Source organism: Pseudomonas sp. p50(2008), assembly GCF_015351605.1.
In the GTDB taxonomy this organism is placed as follows: domain Bacteria; phylum Pseudomonadota; class Gammaproteobacteria; order Pseudomonadales; family Pseudomonadaceae; genus Aquipseudomonas.
Window position 1 is genome coordinate 158,200 of record NZ_JACMYF010000011.1, and the last position, 17,516, is coordinate 175,715.

Genomic DNA, 17,516 nt, shown 5'->3' on the forward strand with positions numbered 1-17,516 from the left:
CCTGTGGCGAGGGAGCTTGCTCCCTCGCCACAGTTGGAGCGGTCCCCAGTTACGGTGCTGGCGCCGGTTCCGGTTCGTTGGTCACCCGCAACAATCCCCACAACCCGGAGGTATTGCCGTAAGCGCCATAGTCCCGGTACAGGTAATCACCTGGTATGGCGTTGCTGCCCCCGGCGCTCGGGTGCATGAAGCTGAAGTGCGCCGCTGGCAGAATGCTTTCCCGGGCACCGATGTACATCGACATCGGGTTGTAGCCGAACCGCACCGACCCGACCCCTGGGGTACCCATCGGATAACCACCGGTATCGCTCTTCTCCGACTGGAACGGGTTGACCGACCACACGTGACCATCCAGCTGGAAGGTCGAGCCACGGCTGCCACCGGTCGGCAACAGGATGTGGGTGCGGAACGGTTGCCCCGGTTTCACATAGAGCACCGGCGTCTGCGGATCACCGCCGATCAACGCATTGCTGTAGGCCATGTGGGCATTAGGCACGTCGCCGTAGCCGGCACCACCGGCATGTCCGAACGGTGCGTCTGGCGCCAGGCCGAAGCGGAACCACATTGGCTCGGCCTTGTAGTTGATGGCCATGCTCGAGTTGTCCTGCGGATCGGTCGGCACCCCGAACCCTTCGGCGGCAATACCCTCCACCGGCCGGCCGTTGGCCCAGCGCATGTTCAAGGCTTTCTGCCAGACCATCGCAAAGTCGCGGTACACCGCCTGCCCTGGCGCCGTGACCGTGGCGTTGGTCTTGCGGGCATCCTCGACCCAGGTCGCGCCGACCGGCAGGATGCTCATGGCACCCCCCAGCCCTTTCTGCCCCTGCTTGATCACGTCCGCCGGGGTGATGCTCAGCCCGCCGAACTCCACCGCCGTGGCGTTGATGTTGTCGACACTGCGGCCCAGTTGCGTGACGGGTTTGCCTTCACGCTCCAGGTGCCCGGCGTAGTACTGGTAGGTACGCGTCGGGTAGGCGCCGGTGTTGCCGGCCCGTGGTGGAACCGTCTGGGGCGGGTTGGCGCCGACGTTGGTGCCGTCGGATTTGGTGATGTCGTACGCCAGCAGCTGGGCATGCAGCCCCACATGACTGGACGGCCGGATCAGGTTGTTGGTGAAGATGGTCGAACCCTGGCCACTGTTGCGATCACGTTTGACCAGGCCTTGCATCACAGCCGTCTGGGTCAGGTCGGGCATGATCAGCGGCAGGCGGTTTTCCAGGGTGACGTTGATGCAATCACCCGCTGCTGCGCGCAGTACCAGTGGCTCTACCGGCACACCCGGTTTCATCTTGCCGGTGGTGGGATCGAGGTCGGATTTGCGCACATACAGGATCGCGGTTGGATCATGCAGAGGCCCGCTTTGCCCGCCGATGGTGATGGTTTCGCCGTCTTCAGGATCGACCACCGTGACCTGCGGGATATTCACCGTCCGCGAGTTGAACACCAGGGTGCCGCCCGCCGGATTCAACGGCCCGCCGACATGCTGGACAAGACCGGCGGGATCGCCGATGACCAGGTTCAACGGGTTGCGCAGGATGTCGTTAGCCAGCGCCGCGACCACTTCATAGTTACGTTGCACGGTCGGCCGGGTGCCTATGCCATTGGGGTTGGCGCTGTACCGTGGGCAGGAACCCTCGTACGCCACGGTGTTGCGCATGCCCGCCGGTTTCGGATTGTTCGGCAAGGCGAACAGGTCGCTGCGTTGGGCCGTGTAGTTGCGCATCACGCCCCAGATTCCGTTCCAGTAGCCTTCAATCGAGGCGTCCATCGAGTACAGGTAGTCCCCCGTGGTCGCCGCCGAACTGGAGAGCATCGACACTGGCGCATTGAAGCCCATCTGCTCGGAGATACCGACCATTTGCGAGGCGCGCCAGCCGGAGTTGGAGCTGTTGCCGAAGCCGGAACCGCTCTGCAGCCATTTCACCCCGTGCAAGGTCACGTTGTGCTCCTCCTCGTGGCCACCGGCATGCAACCGCAGGCGCACGTTGTCACCGGTGTAGGTGCGCAGCATCGGGGTGAACGGGTCGCCAGCCTCTGCGCCGCCACGGTTGATGTGCGGTGGGAACAGCGTGGTGCCACCGGTTGGGCCGGTCGCGGAAGTGACCTGGTTTGGCGCCAGGTTCATCGCCGCGATGGCACGGTCGGTACGGCTTTGCATGGCGTAAGCGAGGTCGCCGGCCAGACCGTCCGCCTGCATGCCGCGCTTGCCGTCCGGGCCGATTTTGTTCGGGTCATAGACCCGCAGCGCCAAGGGCTCGTTGCGGTAGTTGACGACGAACATGCCCGGGTCATCGACCGAAATTGCCTGCGGGCAAGGCCGGCTCGGGCAACCTGGAACCATGCCGCCCTGTACTTCGATGATGCCGTCCAGCAGGTTGCTGGCGTTGTTGCGCACAGGCGGGTTGATGGCGTAGCGGAAGCTGTCCGCCGTGGCCGGAAACGCTTGTGGGTTCGGCACGCCATTGGGGCCGGCGCCGACATACACACCGGCTTCATAGGCGTGCTGGAAGTCGCTGTACTCGAGGAAGAACTCGCGGAAGCTGTCGTTCTTGCCGTCACCGTCCAGGTCACCGGTGGACACCACCGCCTGCCACGAAGTCGGCCCGCCGTCCTGCCGCGCGCCGCTGTACAGCTGCTCGCCGGTTTCGGCGTGGAACCAGGTGGAACCGGCAGGTTCGGCCAGTACGGTGGCGTACAGACCAATCTGTTGGTGAGTCGATGGGCCGAGGTGGTCATGGGTGAAGATGGTGCCCAGGCCACGGTCGACGCCTTTGGTGTTCACCACCGGATCGACGAACCAGCGTTGCATCGCCGTGCGCGCCCCGACCCAGTCCGCCCGGCCATATTGACCGAAAAACGGGTGACTCTTGGCTTTCGGGCAGGCCGGAGTGCCGTCACGCGGATCAGCGCCGAGGCACTGATTGAACTCGCGAATCGCGTGGATACGTTCCTGCACGGCACCTGGGGAGAGCACGCCGTCTTCGTAGTTCCAGCCGTTCGCCGAACCGTCGGCCGCGGTCAGGTCCCATTTAGGCAGGTGAATGTGCTGGCCGATCACATCGGTTGGCGTGCGCACCTGATAGTCGTCCATCTCATAGACGGCCGGCACCAGGTTGGTTTGCTGGTATTGCACGCAGTCGAAGGTGTTCATGCGCATGACCAGAGGCTCTGGTGGGCGCTGCTTGGTGATCACCGGCCAGGCGTCTTCCCACAGGGCGAGAATGCGCGCTTGCGGGAAGTGGTAACCGACCTTGTTGTACACCGCATCGAACTGAATGTTCGCCGCTTTGTAGACGCGCGGACGGTCGGCGGTAAAGGTAGAGGAACCGGTGTAGGACATGCCGTCGACCCGTTCGCCGCTGGCAAACTCGCCGATGCCGGCGCTGCTGGTCAGGCGTTTTTGCCGATCGTCCATGCAAGGTTCGTAATACGGCGCGCCGGCGATTGGCAAGGCGCCGTTGGTGCGGAAGGCTTTCGCAACGATCTGGTTGCCCGGGAGCAACGCGTAGCTGGGGTGATCCTTCTTGGCGTGGAAGGCCATGGCGGCCTGCTCGACCTCGGTGCCCTCTTCCGGCATGTAGATCGGCTTGGCGCGGGTGACTTCCTTGGAGAAATCCAGCGAAGTGGTGACGGTACGCGCTTCACCGCCGGAGGAGAAACCGTCCAGCGAGTGCCGGCCCAAACCGCCATCCCAACCACCGGACTGCGCCGGGTCGAGGTTGGCCCACAGTGCGTTGCCGCTGGTTTTCAAGGCCTGGGCCTTGGCGGCATCGAGCATGTCCAGGGGTGGGGTCGGTGGGCGTTGGCCAACCGAGGTTTCCATGCCGCCAATCCAGAATGGGTAGCCTGGGTTTTTCAGGCTGCCATCGGCATTGCGGTTGGCTTCGCTGCGATCCACCAGGGCCAGCGAACCGATAGCCTGGGCGCCACCGGTGCCACTTTGGTGGTCGTCATCGTCCTCTTCATCGTCATCGTCGTGACCGGCCACCAGGGTTTCCCCGATTTTCGGTACGACCGCGACCTTGCCTGGCATCGGCGCCATGGCTTTGCCGGGCAGCGGCACGACCGCTGGAATCGGCGTACCGGCGATGATTTCGCCATCGGGCAAGGCCCGTGCGCCCGCCGCGGGTTTGCCGCTGCGCAAGGCATAGGGTTCGCTGTGGTAACCGTCGTCGCCTTGCTGCGAGACTTCGAGTTTGGTGCCTTCTTCAAACACGTCATGCACCCGCCACATGGCCCACATGCCCTGGGCGAAGTGCGGATAGAAGTGGCAGTGATAGATCGCATCGCCGGCCACGCGGTTGCGGTTGCCCGAACCGCCGTTGGCGATTTCATAGGTGTAGCCGGCGCCCGGGCCGATGCCCTGGGCATCCACGTAGTCGGAGTTGTCATCGTTGGGGTTGAACAGCCACTGATGCCCGTGCAGGTGGAAGATATGCTGCTCGTGGCCGTTGTGGGTGTTGCGGAATTTCACGAAGTCACCGATGTAGCTGTGGTTGACGTTCGACGGCTCGGACGGGTAAAGCGCCATGGTGGCTTTGACCCCGATCTGGTCGGCGCGGGGCGTTTCGCCGGGACGAATGTTTTCCAGCCCGGCGTTGGCCGGTACGTCCACCAGCATCGCCACGTCGCCGACGGTGTGCGAGCTGAGGAAGAACTCTTCATAGGCGCAGGACAGGCAGTCGTGCATCGGCCCGACGCCCAGACGGTTGGCGACCACTTCGGCGCCCATACCACCGGAGCCATAGTTGATCATGAACGAGTCGCGGGTCGGCTCCAGCACGTGGGCCATGACCGGGTCTGCCCAGTAGGCCGGGAATGCCTGGGTCGCGGCGGTTTCATCCTGGAACTGCGAGGCGAAATCGCGGAACGGTTCCAGCCGGTTGGGCAACGCCGGGTTGCGTTTGCCAACGGCTTCCAGCGGATAGGTCGACGGCGGGAAGCTGCCGTCGGCGTTGCTGCCCATGACGATTGCGTCACTTTCGCTGGAGATGATTTCGTTGCCGTCGACCATGTTGATGATCGGTGTGCCCGCCTTGCCTTCACGAATCCACGGCTCGCGTTGCGGGTAGCGCGCCTGGTAGTCGACGATGGGCTGACCGGTCGGGGTACGCCCGGTGCTGGCCAGACGCATTTCTTCTTCGGTCACGGTGTTGCGATAGGAGCGCCCGCCCTTGGGCACTACCACCACTTCGCCGAACAGGCCGTTGGCGACGTTACCTGCATCCCCTTCACCACCGAAGGTAGCGCCACGGCTGCTGGCGGCAAAGGCGCCTTCGCGCTCGGCGTACAAGGTATAGGAACGGCTTGCGCCGGGGGCAATCAGGGTGTTGGCATTGCGGCCGGTGAAGGAGGCAATGTCATCGATGCTGTTGACCGCCTGCAGGCCGTTGACCTGGAAGCCGACATGGCGGTCAGTGACTTGCTCGTCGACCTTGAAGTCGTCGGCTTCACCGATCTGCACTTCACCTTCGATTTCGCCTTCCTCTTCCTCGCCGCTGTCATGGCTGCCGGGGTTGGCTTGGTAGGCCAGCAGGTTCTGCAGGTTGATGGTCAGGCAATCGCCGGCCGCAACACGCAGCACCAACGGACGCGGACGCTTGTCGGGCCGCAGCGAAACCTTGCCCGGCACCGCCGTGCCACCCTGGGCCAGTGACCTGTTGTGGTCGTCGACCACATCGCGGCGCAGGGCGAACATCATCCCGTTGACGTTCTGTGCGCCGAGCCGGTTGAACATCAGCGGCTGATCCAGCGCCACGACGTTTGCGACCAGATTGCGCTCACAGCGCAGGGCCGCCTGTGCCGTCTCCAGGCCGAACATCGGCATCAGAAACAGCAGCAGATTAAGCAGATGATGAGCGTTGGGTTTGCCGGTCATGATCACGGGCCTCGCTGGAGATGCTCATTAGGAGCAATTCTTGACAAATCACTTTGAGCAATCTGCATGCCATAAATAATTTTGTTTGTTATCAACCGGTTATCTGAACGACTTGATAAGTAGGGGGATATTCCCCACCCATTCCCCCACTTTTCGGGGCTTTCAAGATTGATAGGCGGTGTGCCCGCCAGAGCGGGGTTGGCGAGGGGAACTGTGGCTAGGGATTCTGTGGCTAAGGGATCTGTGAAACCGGGACTCTGTGGCCAAGGGGATCTGTGAAATTGGGATTCTGTGGCAAAGGGGATCTGTGAAATTGGGACTCTGTGGCCAAAGGGGTCTGTGAAATTGGGAATCTGTGGCCAAGGGGATCTGTGACATTTGGATTCTGTGGCCAAGGGGATCTGTAAAATTGGGAATCTGTGGCCAAGGGGATCTGTGAAATTGGGAATCTGTGGCCAAGGGGATCTGTGAAACTGGGAATCTGTGGCCAAAGGGATCTGTGAAATTGGGATTCTGTGGCCAAGGGGATCTGTGAAACTGGGATTCTGTGGCCAAGGGGATCTGTGAAATTGGGATTCTGTGGCCAAGGGGATCTGTGAAACTGGGAATCTGTGGCCAAAGGGATCTGTGAAATTGGGAATCTGTGGCGAGGGGATTTATCCCCGTTGGGTCGCGCAGCGGCCCCCTCCAAAAAAACCTTCATTGTCCCTGAACGGACACCGTGGGGCGGGCAGTTGGCATTTGGTCGGGTGCGCAAACTGAGGGGGCCGCTGCGCGACCCAACGGGGATAAATCCCCTCGCCACAGAATCCCGTCGCCACGGAATCCCCTCGCCACGGAATCCTCTCGCCACAGGAATCCCCTTGGCACAATCAGCTCACCGCTAAGTCAGCGCCCCTTTTTTCCCCCACATGTGGGGGAATGGGCCCCGACAGTGATCACTCACAACGGCGCGTCCACGGCCAGCCCCTGCAAACGCCGGTACTGGCGCAGGACACTGGGCACATAACGCTGGGTTTCGGCGAACGGCGGAATCACTCCGCCACGGCTGAGCACCGCTTGCGGGCCGGCGTTGTAGGCTGCCACGGCAAGGGCGATGTCGTTGTCAAACAGGGTCATCAGACGCTTGAGGTATTTGGCGCCGCCCTGGATGTTGGCTTTCGGATCGTAAACATCCTTGACCCCCATCTCCCGGGCCGTGTCGGGCATCAATTGCATCAACCCCCCCGCCCCTGCGGGTGAGGTCGCGCTGGAGTTGTAGCTGGACTCGGTCTGGATCACCGCATGCAACAGCGCCGCCGGTAACTGGTTGGCGGTCGCGGCCGCCGACACCAGCTCAGCGTAGGGCCTGGCCGCAATCATCTGGGGCTGTTGATCGAGGCTGACCTGGACCTGTTCGGGCTCGCGAATCACCCGCTCATAGTGGCGCCCGGGGCGATGGACGTTGGACAACACGTAGCCGCCCTTGGCGTCCACGGAAACGAACACATCGGCTTGCACGACGCCGGTCAGCAGCAGCCCGCCAAGCAGTCCAGCGGTGAGAGATTTGATCATGGTTCCTCCCCTGACCTGCCCCGAAAAATGGGGGTAATGCCCCAATGGCTGATCGTGGAAGAGGCTTACGCAAGCACCGTGCCGCAACTGGAAAGGCCCGCAGGACGGGGGCTGCAGAAGAATGTCGGGGCCTGAGCATGGCAATTGCATAAGCCATCAAAGCGACCCTTCTGCCGACTGTGTGAGGTCATCATGAATCAGCGTCTGTGTTGTGCCCCGCGTACCCAACGCGGGTTTACCCTCCTCGAATTGCTGGTGGTGCTGGTGGTGCTCGGGCTGTTGGCCGGCATCGTTGCGCCGAAGTATTTCGCCCAGCTTGGCCGCTCGGAAGTGAAGGTGGCCAAGGCGCAAATCGAAGGCCTGGGCAAGGCACTCGATCTGTACCGACTGGAGGTCGGCCATTACCCGTCCACCGAACAGGGCTTGCAGGCGCTGGTCACCGCGCCGAGCGACGAAACCCGCTGGACCGGTCCTTATTTGCAGAAAAAATTGCCGCAGGACCCGTGGGGGCGTAACTACGCCTATCGCTACCCCGGCGAAAACGGCGAGTACGATCTGCTCTCCATGGGCAAGGATGGCCAGCCCGGCGGCGAAGGCGAAAACGCCGAAGTCACCAGCTGGCAATGACGGGAGTGGCGAGCATGCGCTTTCATCTCAAGGCAGTGGGCAAGGCCGGCGTGGTGTCGATGACTGTCGAAGCGCCCGGCCACAGCGAAGCCCGGCGCATCGTCGAAGACCAGGGCCTGCGCGTGGTGAGCCTGCACGCCGAGCGACACTGGCGAGCACTGCGTTTGCAAAAGCGCGAGACGTTCAACCTGGTGTTGTTCAGCCAGGAACTGACCACATTGCTCAATGCGGGCCTGCCGTTGATCGATGCGCTGGAAAGCCTGGCCGAAAAAGAAAACGCCCCGCAGGCCCGCAAAACCTTGAGTGAGCTGGTCCGCCTGCTGTATGAGGGCAAATCGTTCTCCCAGGCACTGGGCCAGTTGTCGGCAGTTTTCCCTGCGCTTTACGTCGCGCTGGTACAGTCCAGCGAGAAGACCGGCGCCGTGGGCGATGCCCTTGGCCGCTATGTCAGCTATCGCCAGCGCATGGACGAGGTTCGACAGAAGATCGTCAGCGCTTCGATCTACCCCATGCTGTTGCTGGTGGTGGGAGGTGGCGTGGTTTTATTTTTGATGGGTTATGTGGTGCCGCGCTTCAGCCTGGTGTTCGAAGGCCTGGGCGACAATCTGCCGTGGCTGTCCCAGGTGCTGATGAGCAGCGGGATGTTCCTGCACGCTCACCAGAGCGAATTCTTCGGAACCCTGGCCGCGATCATCGCAGCCTTGGTGTTCCTTCAGCGCCAGCCGGGCTTTCGCCGTGGCGTCGACCGTCTGATCGAAAAAATTCCCGCCATCCACCAGCGCATCGTCATGTACGAACTGGCGCGTTTCTACCGTTCCCTGGGCATTCTCCTGCAGGGCGGCATCCCCCTCGTCACGGCCATGGGCATGGTGCGCGCCCAGCTCAACGTCGCCTCGCGTTGCCGCCTGGACCAGGCGTGCGAGCGAGTACGCGAAGGGCAATCCCTGTCGACCTCGCTGGAACTCAACCACCTGGTGACACCCGTGTCCCTGCGCCTGCTGCGCGCCGGGGAACAATCCGGCAACCTCGGGCAGATGATGGAGCGCAGCGCCGACTTCTACGACGAAGAAATCAGCCGCTGGCTGGAATGGTTCGTGCGCCTGTTCGAACCGTTGCTCATGACCTTTATCGGCCTGCTGATCGGGGTGATCGTCATCCTGATGTACATCCCCATATTCGAGCTCGCCTCGAGTATTCACTGATAGACCCAGAAAAAAAGACGGAGATCGATATGCACATGAAGAAGCTTTTGCTCGCAGTGGCTATTGGCGCAGTTCTGTCGGCATCCACTGTCCTTGTACCGGACAGCTTTTCCGGTATGTCTAGTGCTCACGCGAAGGATGGTGGCGGAGGGGGCGGCGGAAGTGGTGGTGGCGGCGGCGGGAACGGAGGTGGCGGTGGTGGCGGAAGTGGTGGCGGTGGTGGCGGAAACGGCGGTGGCGGCGGCGGCGGAAGCGGCGGCGGCAATGGCGGCGGTCACGGCGGAAGCGGTGGTGGCAATGGTGGTGGTCACGGCGGAAGCGGAAGCGGAAGTGGCGGTGGTGGCAGTCACAGCGGAAGCGGTGGCGGCGGCAACAGCGGCAGTGGTCACAGCGGCAGCGACCATGGCTCGGGCCATTCCGGCAACACCGCCTCATCCTCGTCCGGGCGCAGCGGCACCCACAACGAGCAGGGGGATGACCACGGGGTACATCGCGCTGGTGAAGTGGGTGATGACCACGGGGTACATCGTGCGGGTGAAGTCGGCGACGACCGCGGCGTTCATGCCAACGGAGAAGTCGGCGACGACCGCGGCGTGCATGCCAACGGAGAAGTCGGCGATGACCGTGGTGTGCATGTCGGCGGTGAGCCAGGCGATGACAAGAGGTCCTGACGGGCGCTGGTCACCCGAGCACCACACACCTCTGTAGGAGCTGCCGCAGGCTGCGATCTTTTGATCTTGTTTTTTTCGAAGATCAAGACCAAAAGATCGCAGCCTGCGGCCCCTCCTACGCGGGTTCGTTGTGTGCCTCAGACCTCGGTCTGATCCAGCCGCTCACGCAAGAATTCGATCAACGCCTGCACAGGCCTCGACCCCTGGCGATGCTGCGGGTACACCGCCGACAACGTCAGCGGCTCCGGCCGAAACTCATCCAGCACCGGCACCAACCTGCCATCTTTCAAGGCCGCCCCGACAATAAACGTCGGCAGGTACGTAACCCCCATACCGGCAATCGCTGCGTCTTTGAGCAATTCACCGTTGTTGACCCGCATCCGCCCGGTGACCTGCACGGCCAGTGGTTTGCCCTGCCCTTCGAAACGCCATTGCACCTGACGGCCATGACCGTAAGGCAGGCAATCGTGGGCGATTAAATCTTCGGGTTTAAGCGGCGTGCCACGCTCCGCCAGATAAGCCGGGCTGGCGCAATACACACGCTCGATGGACGCGATGCGACGAGCAATCAGCGTCGAGTCTTCCAGCGTTCCGATGCGCAATGCCAGGTCATACCCCTCGCCAAGCAAATCCACCGGGCGATCACTCAGGTCGACTTCCACGGTGACATCGCGATAACGCTGCAGAAACAGCGGCAGCAAACACCCCAGATGAGCCAGGGCAAACGACAGCGGCGCACTCACCCGAATCGTGCCGCGCGGCTCCGTGGTCTGCCCGGCGATCCCCTGCTCCACTTGCTCGACTTCACCCAGCAGGCGCAAGGCTGACTCGTAATAACTCTGGCCCAGCGGCGTGACGTCCAGGCGCCGGGTGGAACGGTTGAGCAGCCGCACCCCCAGACGCTCTTCGAGTTGCATCAAACGTCGGCTGACGAATTGCTTGGAAAGCCCTAACTGATCGGCCGCCGCGGTGAAGCTTCCGGAGTCCATCACCTGGCAAAAAATACGCATATCTTCGAACGGGTTCATTGTCACGTCCTGGTTGACAGTCAAACACTTTATAGCGGCTTTTTCCTTTTCCGGCACCCTATTAATCTGTGTTCACCCCGCATGCTCCTGCCGGGACCTTCTTCTCCCATTAAAAGGATTTACCCGCATGAACCTCGTCAAGAAAACCCTGACCGCCTCCCTCCTTGCCCTCTCCGTCAGCAGCGCGTTTGCGGCGGGCAGCCCCGGTGTCGAACACAACACCCAAGCCTTCCTCGAAGCCCTCGCCGCCGGCGGTGGCAAGCCCCTCGAGCAGTTGAGCCCGAAAGAGGCCCGTGCGGTACTGACCGGTGCGCAGAATTCAGTGAAGGTTGATCTGTCGGGAGTGGACGTCAGCGACCGCGCCATCAAGGTCGACGGGCAAACCATCAACCTGAAAATCGTTCGTCCGGCCAAGGTCAAGGGTGAGTTGCCGGTGTTCATGTTCTTCCACGGTGGCGGTTGGGTGCTGGGCGATTACCCGACTCACCAGCGTCTGATCCACGACCTGGTCGTCGGCTCCGGTGCCGTCGCGGTGTACGTCGACTACACGCCTTCACCGGAAGCGCAGTACCCGACCGCAATCAACCAGGCCTACGCCGCCACCCGTTGGGTCGCCGAGCACGGCAAGGACATCGGCGTCGATGGCAAGCGCCTCGCGGTGGCCGGCAACAGCGTCGGTGGCAACATGGCGGCGGTCGTGGCGTTAATGGCCAAGGAACAGAAAACCCCGGCATTGCGCTTCCAGTTGTTGATGTGGCCGGTGACTGACGCCCGGTTCGACACCGGGTCGTACCAGCAGTTTGCCGAGGGCCATTTCTTGACCAAGGCCATGATGAGCTGGTTCTGGGACAACTACACCACTGACGCCGGCGAACGTGCGCAGGTCCATGCGTCGCCGTTGCAAGCCAGCGCCGAACAGCTCAAAGGCCTGCCAGCCGCGCTGGTGCAGACGGCGGAGTTCGACGTGCTGCGTGATGAAGGCGAGGCCTACGCCCGGCATCTGGATGCGGCGGGTGTGCCGGTCACGGCGGTTCGCTACAACGGGATGATTCACGACTTCGGGTTGCTGAATCCGCTGAGCCAGATTCCTGAAGTGAAAGCGGCGGTGCGTCAGGCGGCGCTGGAACTGAAGACGCATTTGAACTGAGTTCCTTGCGACCTCGCGAGACTGCGAGGGTGCACCGGTTCCCTGTAGCAGCTGTCGAGCCTGCGAGGCTGCACTGATCCCCTGTAGCAGCTGTCGAGCCTGCGAGGCTGCGTCCGGCTGCGCAGCAGTCGTAAAATCAGTCGATGTGGTCGTTCAGGAAGACCGCGTGTACAGGATTTGCGACTGCTGCGCAGCCGGACGCAGCCTCGCAGGCTCGACAGCTGCTACAGGGTCCGTATTGTCCCGACAAGCTCGACAGCTGCTACAGAGTCCGTATTGTCCTGACAAGCTCGACAGCTGCTACAGAGTCCGTATTGTCCTGACAGGCTTAACAGCCGCTACATCGAACGCATAACATTCTCCCTGGAGCGTCCCCCCATGTCCTTCCTCCTCGCCCACCTGCTCTCCTTGAGCGCCCTGCTGCTGGTGATCGACACGGTGCTCTGGCACCTCGCGCCGTTCAAACACCGCGTCGTTCGCGTGGGTGTGCGCCTGGCGCTGTTTCTGGTGTTCAGCGCGCTCATCATCAACGCTGGCGTCAGCCCGTTGCAGGCGCCGCTGTTTGCCGATGATTCCGTGGCGCAAACAGGGGCCACGGCGTTGGGGATTCTCTGGTGGCTGTACGCGGCACGGGTGCTCACCGAGGTCATCGGCCTGATCCTGATGAGACGCATCGGTCACAGCGGTCGGTTGCTGCAGGACGTCATCGGCGCGCTGGTGTTTCTGATCGCCATCGTCGCCGCGGCCGGTTATGTGCTGGAGCTGCCGGTCAAGGGATTGCTCGCGACTTCAGGCGTGGTGGCGATCGTCGTCGGTCTGGCGCTGCAAAGCACCTTGAGCGATGTGTTTTCCGGCATCGTACTCAACACCACCAAGCCTTATCAGGTGGATGACTGGATCGTGATCGACGGCGTGGAAGGCAAGGTGCTCGACATCGACTGGCGCGCCACGCACCTCCTCACCAGTGCCGGCAGTACGGCAGTGGTGCCGAACTCGGTGGCGGCCAAAGCAAAAATCGTCAACCTCAGTCGGCCGAGCAACATGCACGGCGTGTCGATCAGCATTCAAGTGCCCAACCACATCCGCCCACGCCGAGTGCTCGACGCACTGGATCGCACGCTTCAAGGCAGCAGCAGCCTGTTGTTGAATCCGGCGCCGAAAGCCGTGCTCAAGGAGGCCGGCGAAACCATGTCCGCATACGTGGCCAGTGGCTTCATTACCGAGCTGGGCAAGAAAAGCGAAGTGCGTAATCAGCTGTTCGACCTGGCGCATCGGCATCTCGAAGCGGCGGGTATTTCCCGGCAGCTCGATGGCGTGATCGAACCCTCCACCCGCGCCCGTGCCTTGCTGGACGAAGTGAAAATTTTCCGCTCCCTGAGCGAAAAAGAACGCGATGAACTGGCACGGTCCATGGTCCCGCAGCAGTACGCGGCAGGCCAGGTGGTTCTGGAACTGGGTGAGGTACCGGGCAACCTGATGGTCATTGCCACGGGCGTGGTCAGCGCGACCGTTCCCGACGGTGACGGACACACCGAAGCCGGACGCATGGGGCCGAGCGAGGTCATGGGCGAACAGAGCATCCTGACCGACACGCCATCGATGGCCACGTTCACCACGTTGACCTCGTGCATCATCTACCGGATCGACAAGTCATTGACCCGAAACTGCATGGAGCAGCGCAGCGAGGTGGGTCTGGCGTTGAACAAATTGCAGGCCGTGCGGCAGCAGAACAGCCGTTTGGCGTTGATGGCCAAACCGGTGCACATCAAGAAAAACGGCTTTTTGAGTTGGCTGCAAAAACGCCAGAATGTATGAGCGCCTTGTAGATAAGGCGCTGTCCATGCAAGGAATGCCGCGCATTGGCGTAATGCTGTAGGCATACATTTGTGGCGAGGGGATTCATCCCCGTTCGGCTGCGAAGCAGGCGTAAAACCATCACACGCGGTGTAACCTGATACACCTCGGTTGCAGGTTTTGGGGCCGCTTCGCAGCCCAACGGGGCGGTGCGACGTTTCGCTAAATCCCCTCGCCACAGTATCGTGCTTGCCTGAAACTATTGTTGATGCTCGCTTATTTCGAAGTCAGCACCGAATAGCTGTTCATCAGGTTGCGATAGTTCGGGATGCGCGGCGACAGTAGGTTTGCCAGGCCTTCCATGTCGTTGCGCCAGTCACCCTGCAGCTCGCAAGCCACCGAGAACCAGTTCACCAGTTGTGCGCCGGCTGCAGCCATGCGCGCCCAGGCGGCTTGCTGCACGGTTTCGTTGAAAGTGCCGGAAGCATCCGTCACCACGAACACTTCAAACCCTTCAGCCAGTGCCGACAACGTCGGGAAGGTCACGCACACGTCGGTCACCACACCGGCAATGATCAACTGCTTACGGCCAGTGGCCTTGACCGCCTTGACGAAATCTTCGTTGTCCCAGGCATTGATCTGGCCTGGACGCGGGATGTACGGCGCGTCCGGGAACTGCTCTTTCAACTCTGGAACCATCGGGCCGTTCGGGCCATTTTCGAAGCTGGTGGTGAGGATCGTCGGCAGTTTGAAGAACTTGGCCACATCGCCCAAGGCCAGCACGTTGTTCTTGAATTCGTTCGGCGAGAAATCCTGAACCAGCGAGATCAGGCCCGTCTGGTGGTCGACCAGCAGGACAACCGCGTCGTCTTTGTTCAAGCGTTTGTAAGGCACATTGCTCATGTAAAACTCCTCGATGGATGGGTGTTACAGACAGCGTCGACGCAATCGGTCGACGCTTTTTTGTGAGTGTCAGAAGGCAAAACACGAGCAGCCGAAAGCGCCCCAGAACCCGGCGAAATCGCTGACTGGCGCGTTCGATAACCGTGCCCGGTCGTGGCTGTGGGCGTGTACGCCGCAGGGGCCGCTGCAATGGTGAACCTGGGCCTGCATCGGCGAGGTCGGGCGCCAGTGGCCAGGGACTTGCACCACGGGCGACCAGTCCGGCAGCACCGGGACGCTGGCCGGCCCGAGTTTTTCGAAGTCACCGGCGGCATACACCACCTTGCCGCCCACCACGGTCAACACCGATTCGATCCACTTGATGGCTTCTTCATCGACGCTGAAAAAGTCTGCACTGAGCGCCGCGACGTCAGCCAGCTGGCCGACTTTGATCATGCCCTTCTTGCCCTGTTCGGAAGAGAACCAGGCGCTGCCGTGGGTAAACAGTTCCAGCGCGGTCTGCCGGGAAAGGCCCTCGCTATGCAGCTCCAGACCACCGACGGTGCGGCCGCTGACCATCCAGTACAGGGAAGTCCACGGGTTGTAGCTCGACACCCGCGTGGCGTCGGTGCCCGCGCCCACCGGCACGCCTTCGGCCAGCATGCGCTTGATCGGCGGCGTCGCTTCGGCGGCTTTTGCGCCGTAACGCTCGACAAAATATTCGCCCTGAAACGCCATGCGATCCTGAATCGCAATGCCACCGCCCAGCGCCCTCACCCGCTCGATGTTGTGCGGGGTGATGGTTTCGGCGTGATCGAAAAACCACGGCAAGCCATTAAACGGAATGTCGCGATTGACCTTCTCGAAGACGTCGAGCATGCGACTGATGGATTCGTTGTAGGTGGCGTGCAGGCGGAACGGCCAGCGCTGTTCAACGAGATGGCGAACCACCGGTTCCAGTTCGTCTTCCATGGTTTGCGGCAGGTCTGGACGCGGTTCAAGGAAGTCCTCGAAATCCGCCGCCGAGAACACCAGCATTTCCCCGGCGCCGTTGTGCCGCAAAAAGTCATCGCCCTGATGCAGGGTCACGCTGCCGGTCCAGTTCTTGAAGTCGGCCAATTCTTCCTTGGGCTTCTGGGTAAACAGGTTGTAGGCGATGCGAATGGTCAGTTGCTGGTCTTTGGCCAACTGCTCGATCACCTGGTAATCGTCCGGGTAATTCTGGAAACCGCCACCGGCATCGATGGCACTGGTCAACCCGAGACGGTTGAGTTCACGCATGAACTGGCGCGTCGAGTTGACCTGATACTCCAGCGGCAACTTCGGGCCCTTGGCCAGCGTCGAGTACAGAATCATCGCGTTGGGACGCGCCACCAGCATGCCGGTCGGATCGCCGTTGGCATCGCGGACAATCTCGCCACCCGGCGGATTCGGCGTGTTGCGGGTGTAACCGGCCACGCGCAACGCCGCACGGTTGAGCAACGCACGGTCATACAGGTGCAGCACGAACACCGGCGTGTCCGGCGCCGCCTGGTTGAGTTCTTCGAGGGTTGGCATGCGTTTTTCGGCAAACTGGAATTCGTTCCAGCCACCCACTACCCGCACCCATTGCGGCGTCGGCGTGCGATCAGCCTGTTCCTTGAGCATGCGCAGCGCATCGGCCACGGACGGCACACCTTCCCAGCGCAGTTCCAGGTTGTAGTTCAAACCGCCGCGGATCAGGTGCAAGTGTGAATCGTTGAGACCGGGGATCACGCAACGACCCTTGAGGTCGATCACCTGGGTATTTGCACCCCGCAACGCCATGGCCTGCGCATCGGTCCCGACCGCGACGAAACGGCCTTCGCTGATGGCCACGGCGCTGGCAAGCGGGTTTTCCCGGTCAACGGTATGGAACTGGCCATTGAACAAAATAAGATCGGCGTTCATCGCGTTTCCTTAGGCGTAGTGGAAGAGGACAGCCAGGGCGCGAACAGGCGCGTCGCCATCGGCATAAACAGATAAACCACCGACACCACGATGGTCAGGGTGATCAGGAAAGTGGCGACGAAGTAGCTGGAGAGAAAGGCATTGAGGCGCAGCACCGGCCCCCAGATCAGCGGCACCAGCAAGGTGTGGGGCAGAATCACCAACAGCGTCACCACGGCCTGCTTCCAGCGTGGCGGCGGCGCCGAAGCGTCGACCTGCGGCGCGAACCAGAACTCGTTGACCGGGTTGACTTCGGTCAGGTCGCCGTCGGCAAGCATCGGCGTGGCTTCGTTCACCAACGCCAGCCGTTGCGGCGAGTCGAGCCAGCGCTGCATCGCCTCCGTGGAGCAAAAGCGCAGCACGCACGTGTAGGAATCCAGGCCGGCGTTCTTGCCCCGAACCACGTCCACGCCCAAGTGCCCTTCCTGCTGTCCGGCAATGGCAACGATGTTGCGCAACCAGGCTTCATACGGCACTTCAAAACCGGCCTTGACCCGGTGTTTGACCACCAGCGTCACGACCTCCTCAAAACCCTTTGCAGGCGTGTCGAGTGAGTTTGATTCAGGCATAACGCAAGGCTCCGGAAAAACGCACAAACCCCCGACATGCAAGTCGGGACATGAGTGGATAGTGCCGGTACGGGTGCGGGGGAAATTGGATGTGTGTGCTGTTTTCGGGTCAGGTGTAAAAGCACCATGGCTGGAGTAAGTCTGTTCGCAGCCCGGTGTAGGTGGTGCCTGGGCCACCGCAATCGCTAGCAGGCTA

Annotated in this window: 11 protein-coding genes; 5 read left to right on the forward strand and 6 right to left on the reverse strand. The window is 61.8% G+C overall.

What is annotated here, in order from left to right; translation table 11 throughout:
- Positions 1-49: 49 nt before the first annotated feature.
- Both mnxG and H7698_RS27790 read right to left on the reverse strand, forming a co-directional pair.
- Positions 50-5,878 carry a manganese-oxidizing multicopper oxidase MnxG gene (mnxG, locus tag H7698_RS27785; protein ID WP_194693517.1) on the reverse strand — a complete coding sequence of 1,943 codons (5,829 nt, stop codon included), beginning with the start codon at positions 5,876-5,878 and terminating at the stop codon, positions 50-52.
- Between the two features lie 942 nt (positions 5,879-6,820).
- Positions 6,821-7,429, reverse strand: a complete 609-nt coding sequence (locus H7698_RS27790; RefSeq protein WP_194693539.1) for a lytic transglycosylase domain-containing protein — start codon at positions 7,427-7,429, stop codon at positions 6,821-6,823.
- Positions 7,430-7,624: 195 nt separating this feature from the next.
- On the opposite strand from H7698_RS27790, the gene gspG reads away from it, so the two are divergent.
- Genes gspG through H7698_RS27805 form a run of 3 tightly spaced genes read left to right on the forward strand, consistent with a single transcriptional unit; the run spans position 7,625 to position 9,932 of the window.
- On the forward strand, positions 7,625-8,059 hold the full coding sequence (gene gspG, locus H7698_RS27795) for a type II secretion system major pseudopilin GspG (RefSeq protein WP_162440966.1): 435 nt from the start codon (positions 7,625-7,627) through the stop codon (positions 8,057-8,059).
- A gap of 14 nt (positions 8,060-8,073) precedes the next feature.
- The gene (locus H7698_RS27800; protein ID WP_194693518.1) at positions 8,074-9,261 is read left to right on the forward strand and encodes a type II secretion system F family protein; all 1,188 of its coding nucleotides are present in this window, start codon (positions 8,074-8,076) and stop codon (positions 9,259-9,261) included.
- Between the two features lie 29 nt (positions 9,262-9,290).
- On the forward strand, positions 9,291-9,932 hold the full coding sequence (locus H7698_RS27805; protein ID WP_194693519.1) for a hypothetical protein: 642 nt from the start codon (positions 9,291-9,293) through the stop codon (positions 9,930-9,932).
- A 137-nt stretch (positions 9,933-10,069) separates the two neighbouring features.
- On the opposite strand, the gene H7698_RS27810 is transcribed toward H7698_RS27805, so the two are convergent.
- The gene (locus H7698_RS27810) at positions 10,070-10,960 is read right to left on the reverse strand and encodes a LysR family transcriptional regulator (RefSeq protein ID WP_194693520.1); all 891 of its coding nucleotides are present in this window, start codon (positions 10,958-10,960) and stop codon (positions 10,070-10,072) included.
- Positions 10,961-11,087: 127 nt separating this feature from the next.
- Here H7698_RS27810 and H7698_RS27815 point away from each other — a divergent pair, with 127 nt between their 5' ends.
- Together H7698_RS27815 and H7698_RS27820 are read left to right on the forward strand one after the other, a co-directional pair.
- On the forward strand, positions 11,088-12,107 hold the full coding sequence (locus H7698_RS27815; RefSeq protein ID WP_194693521.1) for an alpha/beta hydrolase: 1,020 nt from the start codon (positions 11,088-11,090) through the stop codon (positions 12,105-12,107).
- A 378-nt stretch (positions 12,108-12,485) separates the two neighbouring features.
- Entirely contained in the window at positions 12,486-13,922 is a 1,437-nt protein-coding gene (locus H7698_RS27820; protein ID WP_194693522.1) for a mechanosensitive ion channel family protein, read from the forward strand.
- Positions 13,923-14,177: 255 nt separating this feature from the next.
- On the opposite strand, the gene ycaC is transcribed toward H7698_RS27820, so the two are convergent.
- The 3 genes from ycaC to H7698_RS27835 form a co-directional block, all read right to left on the reverse strand.
- A complete protein-coding gene (ycaC, locus tag H7698_RS27825; protein WP_008032694.1) occupies positions 14,178-14,804 on the reverse strand; it encodes an isochorismate family cysteine hydrolase YcaC in 627 nt (208 codons plus the stop codon).
- 69 nt (positions 14,805-14,873) lie between these two features.
- A complete protein-coding gene (locus H7698_RS27830; protein WP_194693523.1) occupies positions 14,874-16,712 on the reverse strand; it encodes an amidohydrolase in 1,839 nt (612 codons plus the stop codon).
- A complete protein-coding gene (locus H7698_RS27835; protein ID WP_194693524.1) occupies positions 16,709-17,320 on the reverse strand; it encodes an antibiotic biosynthesis monooxygenase in 612 nt (203 codons plus the stop codon). The genes H7698_RS27830 and H7698_RS27835 overlap by 4 nt, the downstream gene beginning before the upstream one ends.
- Positions 17,321-17,516 lie beyond the last annotated feature (196 nt).